Origin of the sequence: Actinoplanes campanulatus (assembly GCF_014647795.1) — a bacterium.
In the GTDB taxonomy this organism is placed as follows: Bacteria; Actinomycetota; Actinomycetes; order Mycobacteriales; family Micromonosporaceae; genus Actinoplanes; species Actinoplanes campanulatus.
Genome location: NZ_BMPW01000023.1, coordinates 154,065 through 167,972 on the forward strand (window position 1 = coordinate 154,065; position 13,908 = coordinate 167,972).

8 protein-coding genes are annotated in these 13,908 nt (G+C 73.0%); 4 read left to right on the plus strand and 4 right to left on the minus strand.

All coding sequences use genetic code 11. The features are described 5' to 3' along the window. Window positions 1-18: 18 nt before the first annotated feature. The 4 genes from IEZ13_RS36670 to IEZ13_RS36685 form a co-directional block, all read right to left on the minus strand. Window positions 19-1,221: an esterase-like activity of phytase family protein gene (locus tag IEZ13_RS36670; protein ID WP_183225530.1), complete on the minus strand. Its 1,203-nt coding sequence runs from the start codon at window positions 1,219-1,221 to the stop codon at window positions 19-21. Between the two features lie 112 nt (window positions 1,222-1,333). Beyond that, entirely contained in the window at window positions 1,334-8,644 is a 7,311-nt protein-coding gene (locus IEZ13_RS36675) for a DUF4011 domain-containing protein (protein WP_183225529.1), read from the minus strand. 81 nt (window positions 8,645-8,725) lie between these two features. Next, complete coding sequence (locus IEZ13_RS36680) at window positions 8,726-10,285, minus strand: hypothetical protein (protein WP_183225528.1); 1,560 nt, start codon at window positions 10,283-10,285, stop codon at window positions 8,726-8,728. 216 nt (window positions 10,286-10,501) lie between these two features. Further along, window positions 10,502-11,497: an NADP-dependent oxidoreductase gene (locus tag IEZ13_RS36685; RefSeq protein WP_183225527.1), complete on the minus strand. Its 996-nt coding sequence runs from the start codon at window positions 11,495-11,497 to the stop codon at window positions 10,502-10,504. Between the two features lie 48 nt (window positions 11,498-11,545). On the opposite strand from IEZ13_RS36685, the gene IEZ13_RS36690 reads away from it, so the two are divergent. From IEZ13_RS36690 to IEZ13_RS36705, 4 genes are all read left to right on the plus strand, one after another. Beyond that, the gene (locus tag IEZ13_RS36690) at window positions 11,546-12,169 is read left to right on the plus strand and encodes a TetR/AcrR family transcriptional regulator (RefSeq protein ID WP_183225526.1); all 624 of its coding nucleotides are present in this window, start codon (window positions 11,546-11,548) and stop codon (window positions 12,167-12,169) included. A 21-nt stretch (window positions 12,170-12,190) separates the two neighbouring features. After that, complete coding sequence (locus IEZ13_RS36695; protein ID WP_183225525.1) at window positions 12,191-12,841, plus strand: NADPH-dependent F420 reductase; 651 nt, start codon at window positions 12,191-12,193, stop codon at window positions 12,839-12,841. Between the two features lie 216 nt (window positions 12,842-13,057). After that, complete coding sequence (locus IEZ13_RS36700) at window positions 13,058-13,390, plus strand: ArsR/SmtB family transcription factor (protein WP_183225524.1); 333 nt, start codon at window positions 13,058-13,060, stop codon at window positions 13,388-13,390. Further along, the gene (locus IEZ13_RS36705) at window positions 13,387-13,872 is read left to right on the plus strand and encodes an SRPBCC family protein (protein ID WP_183225523.1); all 486 of its coding nucleotides are present in this window, start codon (window positions 13,387-13,389) and stop codon (window positions 13,870-13,872) included. Before IEZ13_RS36700 ends, IEZ13_RS36705 begins: the two co-directional genes overlap by 4 nt. Window positions 13,873-13,908 lie beyond the last annotated feature (36 nt).

The window sequence follows — 13,908 nt, forward strand, 5'->3', positions numbered from 1 at the left end:
CGTTTACCGTACGCCTATCTAGCGGCCGTGAGCTGGAAAGATGCGCTTGTCCGGGCGCAGCGAGGAGGGCAGCGCAATGGTGATCCACTCATTGTTGTCGGCCACCCCGGCGGTCCGCCCACTGGAGAACGGGAAGTTGTTGTCGTTCAATACCGCGACGGTCCTCTCGTCCAGGACGACCACGTCCTCGATGGTCTGGAACGGGAAGGTGAAGGTCTCGCCGAAGCCGGCCAGCCTCCGCGGGTTGGCGATGTTCATCAGGTCCACGAGCAGCGTCTTGTCGAGCAGGCCATCGGCGTTCCGGTCCCGCTTGTCGGCGATGTAGAGCCGCTTGATCACGGCGGTGGCGCCCTGGCCACCGTCCCGCTCGATGATCAGGAACCGGTTCCGGTCGATCACGATGGCGTCGCCGATGGCCAGGTTGGGCGCGCCGAGCCGGTAGACGTACCGCTTGCCGGTGTACTTCCCGGTGCGGGTGTCGAACTCGTTGAGCCGCAGGTCGCCCGCCGTGTCACCGGTGACCGTGCCCTCCAGCAGCGCGTACAGGTAGCGGCCGTCGGGGGACTTCGCCAGCCCCTCGAAGCCCTTGCTGCCGCCGAGGTTCGCGGTCGTGCCGGTGCGGGTGGCGGTCTCCGGGGCGGTCACGCCGTCGAGCGGGACCGGGGCCGAGAGCAGACGGCCGGCCCGGTCGAAATGCAGGAGGTACGGGCCGAACTCGTCACCGATCCAGTAGCCGCCGGACGAGTCCTCGACGATCGACTCGACGTCGAAGTCGGCCCCGGTGAGCACCCGGTCCTCGCGGGTCAGCTTCCACGGCACGCGCCTTTTCGGGTCGGTCAGATTGATGCCACCGACCACGCGAACCGTGTCGGTGGCGAACTTCGGGGCCAGCCGCTGGACGCGCAGCAGGAAGTCGGCCGAGTTCGCCTGGTTGCCGTAGCCGTTGTCGGAGAGCACGTCGAAGGTGCCGTCGCCGTTGTTCACGATGCCGGAGAAGCCCTGAATCGGCTGGTCGGCGAAGGGCACCGCGTACCCGTTGGTGTTGCCGGTGATCAGGCTGCCGGACGGCTCGCTGCCGGGCACGAAGGTGGCGGCGGGCAGCGAGGCGAACCCGGTCAGGGTCGGGGTGGTGACCTTCGCATGCCCGCCGGCCTGCGCCGCGCCGGTCAGCGTCACGGTCAGCACCAGCGCCAGCGATCCGGTCTGAATGGTCTTTCGCATGTGGCCGGACCTTAGGGAGCACGGATGAACCGCGGCCGACGGTACGGTAGCGGCCGGTCTGCGTCGAGGCACACGCCGGGAACCACCGGTCGCCCGCTCCACGATTCACCCGTCAGGTCCGTGACCGGCGCCGGCTCGACCGGGCCGGGGCGGCGTCGTGCCGCGGCAGCGACAGCGGATCCGGCAGATCGTGTGCGGCGCTGAGCCCGTCGGCTCTGCGGAGCAGCCGCCCGTCAGCGACCAGGTCGGCGATGATCGTGGTGAGCCGGGCGTCCACCTCGGTCGACCGCCGCGACGCCCAGCCGTAGAGCCGGCCGGTCGCGGCGAGCAGCCCGTCCACGTCGATCGCGCCCGCGTCGACGGCCAGCTGTTCCAGGGCGATCCTCAGCTCCGAGTCGGCGATCTGATCCGCTTTACGGGCCACCCCCTCGGCCCGCAACCGCACCACCGGCGCCAACTGGCCGGGGTCGCTGAGGAACTCGCCGTCCCACACCACCCCGGAATCGGCGATGGCCGCGTCCACGGCGGCCCGCGCCTGCTTGGTGATCCGGGTCAGCGCCCACTCATCACGCAACCGTTGCAGCGCGATCGTGATGTGGACCGGCCCCTCCACCTCGGCGATCCGCCGGACCGCCTCGACGATCCGCCCGTGGGTGCCCGGGTCGGCGATACCGGCTCCGGCCGGGAGCGGGGCGAGCTCCGCTTTCCGGTACGGCTGAGCCCACTCCTCCAGCCCGTGTCCACCCTTCGCGGCCGCGCCGCCGGTCCCCCGCCGGGAGGCCACCTTGACGGGCTCCTCCTCCGCCGGCGTTCCCTTGCCCGGCATCATCTTGACCGGCCGGGTCGCCTTCCGCTGCCCGGCCGGCTCGGCGGTCTTCGCCGCCCCGGCCTTGGTGGACTTCTTCGCCTCGGCCGACCGACCCTGCGCCGCCTGCCGAGCCCGCACCATCTCCTCAGCGAGCGACGCCCGCCGGGCCAGCCCCGCTTCCCGGGCCCGTTCCGTTTCCCGCGCCCGTTCCGCCGCTTCCCGGGCATGCGCGATCGCCGCCGCTTCGGCTGCCTCCTGCGCCTCCTCCACGGACACGAACAGCGATGCGGCCTCCGGGGTTTCCGCGGCCGGCCGCCTCTCCATCGCCTCCGGTTCGGCGCCGGCGGCCATGGCGGCCTGCGCCGCGGCATTCCGGGCCGCCTCGGCCCGCGCCACATCCTCCCTGCTCACCCTTTCGAAGACGGCGGGAGCAACGTTCATCCCGGCCTCTTCCCCCATTTCGGTACGGGTGCCGCGCCCGAAAACCGCCCCGGTCCCCTTCTCAGCGCCGGCTCGGGTCTCCTGATCCCGGCTCACACGCTCGAAGACGGCCGGCGAGACGCGGGGCTCCCCAGCCCTCACCGAACCGATACCCTGCTCTTCGGCCCGGCTCACCCGCTCGAAAACGGCCGGCGAGACAGTGGGCTCGCCAGCCCCCACCGAACCGGCACGCGGCCCTTCGGCCCGGCTCACCCGCTCGAAGACAGCCGGCGAGACAGTGGGCTCCCCGGTCCCCACCGAACCGGCACGCGGCCCTTCGGCCCTGCTCACCCGCTCGAAGACCGGGCGGGTCACCCGTGGCTCGCCGGTCTCCCGCGCACCGTGCCCGAACGGCATCGAATCCGCGGAGGGCTGCGCTCCCCGTTCCATCCGTTCGGATGCCGCCCGCGAGGCGCGTGGCTCCTCGGCCAGGCGCGCGAAGAGCACGGAGCCCACGGAACCCGGCTCGGCCCGGCTGACCCGCTCGAACACCGCGGCAGCGATTCGCGGCTCCGCATCGGCGGGCTCCGCCGGGACGACCGGCTCCTCGACGCCGGCCGGCCCCTCGGCAGCCGATTCCGCGTGGGTGTCCGGCTCTCCGGCGGCGGATCCGAGATCGGGCTCGGCCATCGCCGGGACCTGATCCGGCGGAACGGGCCACATGTGGGCGCGGCTGACCCGCTCGAACGCGGCCGGAACCTGCTCATCCGGAGCAACCGGACCGGCCGACGCGGCCGAGGCAGCGGTGTCGGCGGAGTCGGTGGGCACGGCGGTGAACGGCTGCTCCAGGCCGGGGCCGGTCCGCCCGCCGGGTCCCGAGGGCTCGTCCGGCCAGGTCGGCCACGCGGGCCCCCGGTCCGGTTCGGCGGCCCGCATCCCCTCGGCCCAGGAAGCGGGAAAGCCGTCCCGCTCCTCGGCCGCGTGCTGTTCGAGGTCCTCGGCCCCGGCCCGGTAGGCGTCCGCCTCCGCACCGACCTCGGCGATCGCCTCGGCCACGGTTTCGGCCACCTCCTCGGCGAACTCCTCCACCTCGGCGTCGAACGCGTCGTCCTCGAGGGGGATGGGGGCCGCCATGTCGACGGGCAGGTCGAGATCGACGTCGGCGACCGTCCCGAAGTCCGGTTCGGACATCGCGAGCTCCGCCTCCGATTCGCCGAACCCGTCCGGGATCCCGGCCATCGGCAGATCCGTGGCCTGACCGGCCTCCTCCGGACCGGATCCGGCCGCCGCGTAGTCCGGCACCGTCTCCTCATACCCGGCGGTGGCACCGGCCCCCGCGTAGTCCGGCACCATCTCCTCGTACCCGGCGGTGGGACCGGCCGCCGCGTAGTCCGGCACCGCGTAGTCCGGCACCTCCTCGGCGTACCCCTCTGAGGTGACCGTGACCGGCTCGCGTTGCTCGGCCCACGTCTCGCCGCCGGCGGCGTCCCCGACCTCGACGGTCAGTTCGGGCGCCGCGTCCTCCGGCGGCAGGTCGGCGAGGGCCTGCTCGATGGCGGCGAGCAGCCGCTGTTCCTCGTTCTCCCGGTCGAGATACCAGGCGGTGCCCCAGATCCGGTGCAGCCGCCAGCCGTGGTCGCGCAGCACCTGCTCGCGGAGCCGGTCGCGGTCGCGGGCGGCGGGCGCCGAGTCGTAGGTGGTTCCGTCGCACTCGATGCCGAGCACGAACGGCGCGTTGCGGCGGGGTGAGCGGCGTACCGCCAGGTCGATGCGGAAGGCGCCGGCGCCGACCCGGGTACGCACCCGGTAGCCCCAGGACCGCACCACGTCGCGGACCGACTCCTCGAACGGGGTCTGCCCGGCGGGACCCGGCTCGTCGAGGCCGAGTGCCGCCTCGCCGCGGGTCGCGTAGTCGAGGTATCCGGCGAGCGGGCGCATCTCCTCGGTGTCGGGCAGGTCATGGGCCCGGATCGAGGAGATCACCTCGACCCGGCGGGCGGCCCGGGTGGTGGCGACGTTGAGCCGCCGCCAGCCGTCGGTGCCGGCCAGTCCGCCCAGGTCGGCGCCGATGGCGAGGATGACCACGTCGCGTTCGTCGCCCTGGACGGTGTCCAGGTCCTTGACGAAGAAGCCGCGGAGCCGGTCGTGCTCCGGCGGGATGACCATGTCGGCGACGGCGGTCTCGATCTCGGCGGCGAGTTCGGGGGTGCAGGCGATGACGCCGAGGGAGAGTTCGGGGCGGGTGACGAAGTGGTGCGCGACCCGCCCGGCGACCATCCCGGCCACGTCGTGCTCGCCGGTGCCGGTGTCGGCCGGGAAGAGCTGGACGCCGGTGTCCGGTCCGGCCGGCGCGACCGGCGGGAACGTGTTGAGCGCCCGCTGGTAGAAGGTGTGGTTGGCGAAGGTGATCAGCGACTCGTGCCGGCTGCGGTAGTGGGTGCCCAGGTCGAGGACGGGAAACGCGGCGCAGCCGATGGCGAGGTCGAGGATGGACCGGCCGCCGCCGGGGGTGGGCAGGGCGGTGAGCTGACGGTCGTCGCCGACCGCGATGAACGAGGCGCCGCGGAAGACGCAGGTGACGGCGTCCGGGACGGGTACCCGGGACGCCTCGTCGACGATCACCACGTCGAAGATCAGGTCGGCGGGCAGCAGGCGGCTGACGTCGGCCGGCACGGTGAGCACGCACGGTTTGACCGCGAGGGTGGCGTTGCGGGTCTGCCCGATCAGGTCGCGGACCGGCAGGCGACGGGCGGCCTGTGCGGCGGAGGTCCGCAGCAGGGCGGCCTCCCCGGCGACGGCGCCGGTCGGCTGGAGTTCGTCGACGGCGTTCATCACGTCGGCGACCGCGGCGCGTTGCAGTCGCTCGTCCCAGAGGCGGAACTCCTCGACCAGCCGTTCGCGGGCGGCGGCGTCGAGCGGTGGCAGCCGGTCGTCCTCGCGGATCACGGTGTCCACCCAGGACTGGAAGAGGGCGCGCCCGAGCACCGGCAGGATCTGCTCGACCGGCAGGTCCTCGCGGGCGCAGAAGGCTATGACGGCGTCCAGCCCGTGTTCGATCAGGACGGTACGGGCAGCCTGGTACTCGAACCACTCCTGCTGCCCTTTGCCATCCGCGATGAGCGCCCGGATCAGTTCCCGGGCCTGTTCGTAGTCGTCCAGTGCGGCGGTGAGCGACGGGTGCCGGCGGGGGGCGAAGGCGCGCAGGATCCAGTCCCGGGCGGCCTGCCATTCGGCGACCCGGGACGGCAGCGCGTCGGTGGGCCGGGATCGGGACAGGGCGGCGGCCTGCTCGGGGGTGAACGCCGTGTCGACGCCGGTCCGGATGCGCCGGGCCTCGGAGGTCCAGGACATCGCGGCGGCCAGCGCCTCGACGTCGGTGTGGATGCCCTGGGACACCGGCCCGAGCACCCGGCCGTACTCGGCGGCGTTGGCCGACAGGGCGGCGGCCGCGTCGGCGGCGCTCTCCCGCAGCATCCCGATGGCGGCCGACTCGGCGAGGGTGAAATCCCGGCCGGCGGCCGCGCTGTAGGCCTGGACGAGTTCGGCCACGGCGGTCAGTGGGTCGACGTGGGAGCGCAACCAGGTGATCGCGTCGTGGATCGGCCCGGCGGCGAGCTGTGGCCGGGGCGCGGGCTCGGGTGGCGGGTGCAGGGCGGCGGTCCACCGGTCGAATTCCTGGCCGGCCTCGCTGACGATCCGGATGATCGCGTTGTTCGGGGTGGCGGCGCTGACCCGTTCGGTGACGGCGGGCAGAGCCTCCGGCGGGGTCACCCGCATCACCTCGTCGGCGGTGTCGAGGGCACGCTCGATGGCGTCGAAGTCGGTGTCCAGGCGGCGCCAGTGGCGGCCCAGGATCCGGGCGTGTTCGTCTTCCGCCTGGTCCAGGTGCTGCATCGACCTCTTCCAGGCGGCCGCGGTGCCGAGGTTGGCGACCGCCTGCGAGCGTTTGACGTCCGGCCGGGCGATCTCGGCGGCCGCCCTCCGGTCCCGCCGGTAGGGCGCCCGCAGTTTCCGCAGTCCCTTGTGCACGGTGGCGAACCGGGTGGCCAGTTCGTCGACCGGGTGGGCGAGCGCCGCCTCGTTGAAGTGCTCGCGCGCCCTGGCCTCGGCGGCCGTGGCCGCGTCGACGGCGTGGCGCAGGATCCGGACGGCGGTGCGGGCGTTCGCCAGCCCGGCCGGGTTGAACCAGGCGGCCTCCGGTTTGTCCGGCCGGGCCAGCAGGCCGACGATCTCGGAGACCCGGTGGATGTCGGAGAAGGTGATCACGTTGGGCAGCCCGAGCCGGGCGGTGACCCGGTCCAGGCTGTGCTGATGTTGTTCCAGCCGGTCGGCCTCGTCGGCGAAGCGGCGGGCCAGGCCGCGGGCCTGGGCGGCGGTGAGCGGCAGTAGCTCGATCGCCGGCGGGTCGAGGTGTACGAGGGTCGGCACGATCGGCAGCTTGCTGGGGGTGGGCAGCGACTCCCAGGTGACGCCGGATCGCGCCCGGACCGCGTCGGCGGCCTGGTGCAGCGCCTTGAGGTGGCGCAGCAGGCTCTCCGCGGCGTGGGACACCGGTTCCAGGCTGTGCAGGGTGAGCCACTCGTCGGCGGCTTCGGCGGGACGGCGGGCGGCGTGGCCGATCAGGGTGGTGAGGGCGATCGCGTCGGGCAGGTCGCGGGCCCGGAAGGCGGCGGCCATCGGGTCCGTGCCGACCGCCCCGGCGAGGTGTTCGAGGGCGGTCTGCGCCTGGTGCAGGCGGGCATCGAGCCGGTTGCGGTCGATCACCTCACGCCACAGGAAGTCCTCGCCCTGCAACGCGGGACGCCAGGCGCGGCCCATCCGCTCGGCGGCGTCGCGGACGGTCTGCAACGACTGGGTGGTGAGCGGGATCGGCAGGGCCGGCGGGACGGGGGCGGCCGGTACGTCGATCATCTGCGCGCACATGCCGAGGACGTCGTGCAGGCGGTGGCCGAGCGGTTCGCGGACCTCGTTCATCGCCTCGGCGTACGCGTTGAGCCGTATCCGGTGGTCGCGCAGTTCCTCCCGCTCGTCGGTGGACAGGCCGGGCGGTGGGAGCGGAATGAAGTCGAGGGCGGCGGCGAGGGTGGTCGCGACCCGGTCGCGGCCGCTGTGCTCGCTGTGCAGTTCGAGCAGGTAGTCGTCGAGCCCGACACCGGCCAGCCGCTCCTTGACCACGTCCAGGGCGGCGGCCTTCTCGGAGACCAGCAGGACCCGTTTCCCGGCGAAGATCAGGCCGGCGATCATGTTGGCGATGGTCTGCGACTTGCCGGTGCCGGGGGCGCCGCGCATCACGAAGCTGCGGCCGGACATCGCGGCCGCGATGCAGGCCCGCTGGGCGGCGTCGGCGTCGAGCACGAGCGGGACGTCGTCGGGTGAGGCGACGTCGTCGATGCGCCGGCCGGGGATCGGCTCGAACTTGAACGCGTCGATCTGTGCCCGGGCGTCGGTGGCGAGCGCGCGGACCACCGGGTGGGCAAGGATCTGCCGCTCGTTGTCGACCAGGTCCTGGTAGACGACCTCGCGGTGGACGGTGAACCGGGACAGCAGGATGGCCTCGTCGGTGCGCCACTCCTGGTGCTCGGTGATCGCCGCGTCCAGCCGGGCCCAGAAGACGGTGACGTCGAGGCCGGCCAGGCTCTCGACGGCGGGCAGTTCGACGCCCATCCGCTTGAGCCGGACGGCGAGCGCCGGGTTGACCAGCGGATCGTCCAGGCGGGCACGCAGCCGGGGGTAGTCCAGTGGGTCGGTGCTGACCAGGTCCGCCGGGAGCAGCAGGATCGGGCTGGCGTACTCGCGCTGGTCGTCCTTCCAGTGCAGGGTGCCGACGGCGAGGAAGAGCGTGGACATGCCGTACTCGAGCTGGTCGCGGTGGGCCTTGCGGCTGAGCGCGCGCAGGGCGGTGTCCATCTCGGCGTCGGTCATATGGGTCTGGAAGGCGTTGGCGACGCGCGGCCGGGGCCCCTCCCGCCGTTCTTCGACGCCGAGGAAGCCGCACTCGCGGCCCTGCTGGAGGGCTTCGAGGACACTGCGCGGTGAGGGGTCGTCGATCGCCACCACGCCGTCGCCCCACGGGTCGACGTGGATGAGCGGGTTGGTGGCGCTGAGGTCGAGCAGACCGGCACGCCAGGTCTCCAGCACTCCGCGTACGCGCGCATCCGGCCGCCCGGTCAGCCCGTCAGCATCATCCCACCGCATCTCCTCATTCCAGCAAGGCGAGGTGGGTCACCGTGCCGTTTTTCCAGGTTAATCCGACGTATCCGGCTTTATCAGGTGAAGTCAGTCCCAGGCCGGGACCCACCACTGCCATCCCGCGGGGGCCGGGGGCCAGACCGGATCGGGTCGCCAGCCGTCCGGCGGATACCACCCGGCGGGCGGGGTCGGCCAGTCCGGCGGCACCACGAACCTGATGCCGGTGGGCGCGGGCGGGATCGGCGGGTGCGGGTCGACCGCCGGGGACACCGGGGAGACCGCGGAGACCGAGTTCATGGTGCTGAGCGCGCCGGAGTTGGCCTTCACCACGGCGGCCAGCGCCGGGAGGACCGTGGTCTCGGCGATCTCCATGGCCTGGACGTCGTCGGGGACCGGAGACACCGGGGTGGGCATCGGCTCGGTGAGCGTCGAGGTCTGCGGGACCGGCCGGGTGGCGGGCGGGTCGAGATACGGCACGCCGGCTCCGGGCAGCGAGCCGGTGGCGGGCAGGCCGGGCAGCGCGCTGCTCCCGGCCGCCCAGGTGGGCACGCCGTTGCTGGGAACGGCCCAGCTCGGCAGGCCGGCGCCCGGCTCGGCCCACTGCGGCGAGTCGTCCGCCGTGGACGCCCAGCTCGGCGGCAGGTCGGCCAGCGAGGTGGGATGCCCCGGCACGGGCAGGGCCGCCGGAGCGGGCACGGCGGACGGGCCGGCCGGGGACACCGGCGGCTGCATCGTCGCCGGCGCCGCCCAGCTGGGCAGCGGCTCGCCGGTGGTCACCCAGTTCGGCACGAGGCCGCCGGAGGCGGGCCCACCGGACATGACCGGGCTGCCGGCCGGGGCGGGGGTGGTGCCCGGCGTGGCCGGTCCCGTGGCCACGCCGGAGCCGGGAACGCTCGCGGTGCCGCGGCCGGGGGCCGGGGCGGCGGCCGGGCGGCGGGCCGGGGCCTGCCAGCTCTCCGGCAGGTCCTGGACGCGGGCGATGTAGAGCATCACCTCGTTCTTGTCGGTGCTGCCCCGGACGATGGCGCGGGCCGCGGTGACCAGGCCCTGCTCGGCCATGTGCCGCAGCACCGGGAGCAGCTCGCCGCTCATCTTCGGGCTGAGATCACCGACCCGGGCCTCGCCGATGCGCACCTCGACCAGGTGGTCGGCCATCTCGTGCAGCGTGACGTACGCCCAGCACTCCCCCTCCGGGCGCAGCACCAGCCGCAGCGCGTCGAGGGACGGCTGCTGGCCGACGACCTGGACGGCCGAGCCGGAGGGCAGGAGGCGGTGCTCGCTCGACGGCGGCGAGTTGGCCGGGACGAGCATGTGCGGTTCGGCGAGGTCGAGCCGGATGGCGGCGTCGAAGGCGGCGGGACGGCCGTCGGCGGCGACCCACTCCCGGCCGGTGATCCGCGCGTTGACCTCGGGGATCAGGTCGCGGGCGGTGAGCGAGGTGAGCACCTGGACGTACCGCGCGGCCTCCGGCCGGGGCAGGTGCCCGAGCAGGCTGGAGCCGGACCAGACGCCGACGGCGTTACGGTCGTGCCGGTTGTTGCGGTCCGGGATGAGCTGGACCGGGACGGTTATGTCGGTCCCCTGCGGGTTGAAGTCGTCGCCGAAGAGCGCACGTATCGCCTTCGCGTAGTGCGTTTCGCCGACCACCTCGGCACTCGCCCAGCCCGCTTGTCCCCAAAGTTGGAACCGATTCGCCACGCGGAAACGCTAGTGTCTGCTTTCCGTCAGTGACCTCACCCATACGGATGAGTGCGATCAACCGTACGTTCCGTATCCGGGCCACTCGCGAGAGCGACTAAATTACCGTTCAGTCGCGGAGCAACCCGGCGACCCGCCCAAAACGGGACGCCGGGCAGCGCGAACCTAGAGCCGGACCACCATCTTGCCGGTGTTCTCCCCGCGGAGCAGACCGAGGAACGCCTCCGGCGCGTTCTCCAGCCCGTCCACGATCGTCTCCCGGGCGGTGATCCGGCCCTCCCGCAGCCAGCCGCCCACCTCGGCGACGAAGTCAGGAGTCCGGTGCCCGTGGTTGCCGACGATGAAGCCGCGCAGGTTGAGCTCCTTGCCGATGGCCGCCGCCAGGTTGCGCGGCGCGGCCGCCGGGGTGGTGTCGTTGTACTGCGCGATCGCGCCGCAGAGCGCCACCCGGCCGAACGTGTTCAGCGAGCCGATCGCGGCCTCCAGGTGGTCGCCACCGACATTGTCGAAATACACGTCGATGCCGTCCGGCGCGGCCGCGCGCAGCTGCTCGCGCACCGGGGCGTCCTTGTAGTTGAACGCGGCGTCGAAGCCGAGGTCGTCGACGAGATAGCGGGCCTTCTCCGCGGAACCGGCGCTGCCGATCACGCGCTTGGCCCCGCGCAGCCGGGCGATCTGGCCGACGACGCTGCCCACCGCGCCGGCCGCGCCGGACACGAAAACGGTGTCGCCCTCGCGGAACTGCGCGATGTCCAACAGGCCGACGTACGCCGTGAGGCCGGTCATCCCGAGCAGGCCCAGGTAGGCGGAGAGGCTCGGGGCCGCGGCCGGGTCGACCACCTGCACCCGGGTGGCGTCCGCCGCCGCGAACTCCCGCCAGCCCAGGTTGTGGCTGACGAAGGCGCCCACCGGCACGCCGTCGGCGTTCGAGGCGACCACCTCGCCGACCGCGCCGCCGTCCAGCGGGCGGCCCAGCCGGAACGGCGGGATGTAGGACTTCACGTCGTTCATCCGGCCCCGCATGTACGGGTCGACGGACATGAAGACGTTGCGGATCAGCACCTGGCCGGGGCCGGGCTCGGGGACCGAGGTCTCGGCGATCTCGAAATTGTCGACGGTGGGCCAGCCCACGGGGCGGGACGCGAGGCGGATCTCTCTCATGGAATCGACACTACGTCGAAAAACTCGACACCGCGTTAGGGTGTCCGCATGAGCACACTTCCCGGGCCGGGCCGGCGCCGTGGTCCCAGCAAGGGCGACCGGCGCGAGCGCGCCATCCTGGAGACCGCGCGCACCCTGCTGGCCCGGAAGCCGCTCGCCGACATCACCATCGACGAGTTGGCCGCCGGCGCGGACATCTCCCGGTCCAGCTTCTACTTCTATTTCGACTCGAAGATCGCGGTCGTGGTGGCGCTGCTGCACGGGCTCACCGGCGAGCTGGGCCGCGACTCCGGCCCGTGGCTGGAGGGCTCCGGCCCGGACGAGGCGGCGCTGCGCCGGTCGCTGACCGCGCTCGCCGTGCTCTGGCGCGAGCAGGGCCGGCTGATCGCCGGCGCGCTGGCCGCCGCTCCCGGCTGCCCGCCGCTGGCCGAGTGGCGGGCCGGGCTGCGGGCCGCCCACGTGGAGCGGCTCGCCGCCCGGATCAGCCGGGACCGGGCCGCCGGCCTGGCGCCGGACGGGCCGGCGCCGCGCGTGCTGGCCGGGCTGGTCGACGATCTGCGGACCGCCGCGTTCGCCACCGCCGCCGACCCCGAGGCGCTGGTGGACGACCTGGTCACGGTCGAGTTGCGGATGCTCTACGGCGATTTCCGGATTCCCCACCCGATCCGGTGACCCGGCGCGCACCCTGGGTTCATGCGTATCGGTGTCATTGGAGCGGGTCAGCTCGGCGGCACTCTTGCCAGGTGGTGCGCCGAGAGTGGGCACGAGGTCGCGGTCACCTCGCGTCATCCGGAGCGGTTGCGTGCCGAGATGGACGGCGGCGGCGCGCCGCTGCGGGTGATGCCGATCCCGGAGGCGGCCGCCTTCGGCGATGTGGTGATCTTCAGCCCGAACTGGTCCTCGGCGCGGGAGGCGATCGACATGACCCGCGACGTGCTCGCCGACAAGGTGGTGATCGACGCGACCAACCCGGAGCCGGACGGCGAGCCGGGCCCGGGCGGCCTGGCCGGGATCGGCATGCCGGGCGGGCTGAGCGGCCTGGAGACCCTGATCGAATGGGCGCCCGAGGCGCACTGGGCCAAGGCGTTCAACACCATGTCGACCGAGGTGCTCAGCCGGCGGCGCGGGCATGACCCGCTACTGACCGAGTACGTCTGCACCGACCAGCTGGACGCCCGCGAGGCCACCGTCCGGATCATCCGGGATCTCGGGTTCGCCCCGTTCTACGTGGGTGGCCCGCACGCCGCGCTGCTCACCGAGACCGGCGGCCCGCTGCGGATGCTCGAGGTCGACGTCCAGTACGCCACCGACGCGCTGGCCGAGGCCCTCGTCACGCTGCACTGACCGGACGCCGGCCCGCCGTCGTCGCGCCGGCGCAGCCAGGCGGCGTGCGTGTCGCGGGCCGAGGGCGAGCCGGATGTTCCGATGCTGATGGTCACTGCCACCTCCACGTTGAGGTTCGTCCCTGCGGCCCGGATCTTCGGCCGCCGGGCCCCCGTCTGAAGGAATTCCGCCGAGCCGGGTTGCCGGGAGCCTTCGCACCCCCTAACGTACAACCACATGGTTGTAGATTCCGGAGTCGCCGACGCCGACCGCGTCTTCCACGCGCTGGCCGACGCGACCCGGCGCGACATCCTGACCCGGGTGATCCGCAGCGGGATGTCCGTCTCGGAGCTGGCCCGCCTCTATCCGATGAGCTTCGCCGCGGTGCAGAAGCACGTCGTGGTGCTGGAGCGGGCCGCCCTGGTCAGCAAGACCCGGCGCGGACGGGAGCAGATCGTGCGGGGAGAGGTCGAGGCGCTGCGCCGGGTGGCGCGGCTGCTGGACGGGTACGAGCGGTTGTGGCGGCATCGGGCCGCCGCCATCGAGGAGATCCTGGAGGAGGAGCAGTGACGGTCATCAGCAGCACCAAGGACGTCGGCGCGCTGACGCTGACCTTCGTCGCCGAGTTCGCGGCGCCGGTGGACCGGGTCTGGCAGGTCTGGGCCGATCCGCGCAAGCTGGAGCGCTGGTGGGGCCCGCCGACCTGGCCGGCCACCTTCGACCGGTACGACTTCAAGCCCGGTGGCGCGGTCCGTTACCACATGACCGGGCCGGACGGGACGAAGGCGCGGGGCTGGTGGGCGATCACCGACATCGACGAGCCGTCCCGTCTGGAGTTCGACGACGGGTTCGCCGGCGACGACGGCGAGCCGGTGGACCCGGAGGACGTCGGGCACGTCGTGGTCACCCTGGAGGCGGCCGGCCCGGGCACCCGGATGACGACGGTCAACGTCTTCCGCAGCGCCGAGCAGATGGAGCGGTTGCTCGAGATGGGCCAGGAGGAGGGCATGCGGCAGGCGATGGGCCAGATCGACGCGATCCTCGCGGACTGAACGGCCTGCACCGCGTATCCGGGCACGGTAGCGTCG

Coding starts and splice junctions, on each gene's coding strand:
- IEZ13_RS36670 (WP_183225530.1), bottom strand. CDS start 1,221: ATGCGAAAGACCATTCAGACCGGATCGCTGGCGCTGGTGCTGACCGTG.
- IEZ13_RS36675 (WP_183225529.1), bottom strand. CDS start 8,644: ATGCGGTGGGATGATGCTGACGGGCTGACCGGGCGGCCGGATGCGCGC.
- IEZ13_RS36685 (WP_183225527.1), bottom strand. CDS start 11,497: ATGAGAGAGATCCGCCTCGCGTCCCGCCCCGTGGGCTGGCCCACCGTC.
- IEZ13_RS36690 (WP_183225526.1), top strand. CDS start 11,546: ATGAGCACACTTCCCGGGCCGGGCCGGCGCCGTGGTCCCAGCAAGGGC.
- IEZ13_RS36695 (WP_183225525.1), top strand. CDS start 12,191: ATGCGTATCGGTGTCATTGGAGCGGGTCAGCTCGGCGGCACTCTTGCC.
- IEZ13_RS36700 (WP_183225524.1), top strand. CDS start 13,058: ATGGTTGTAGATTCCGGAGTCGCCGACGCCGACCGCGTCTTCCACGCG.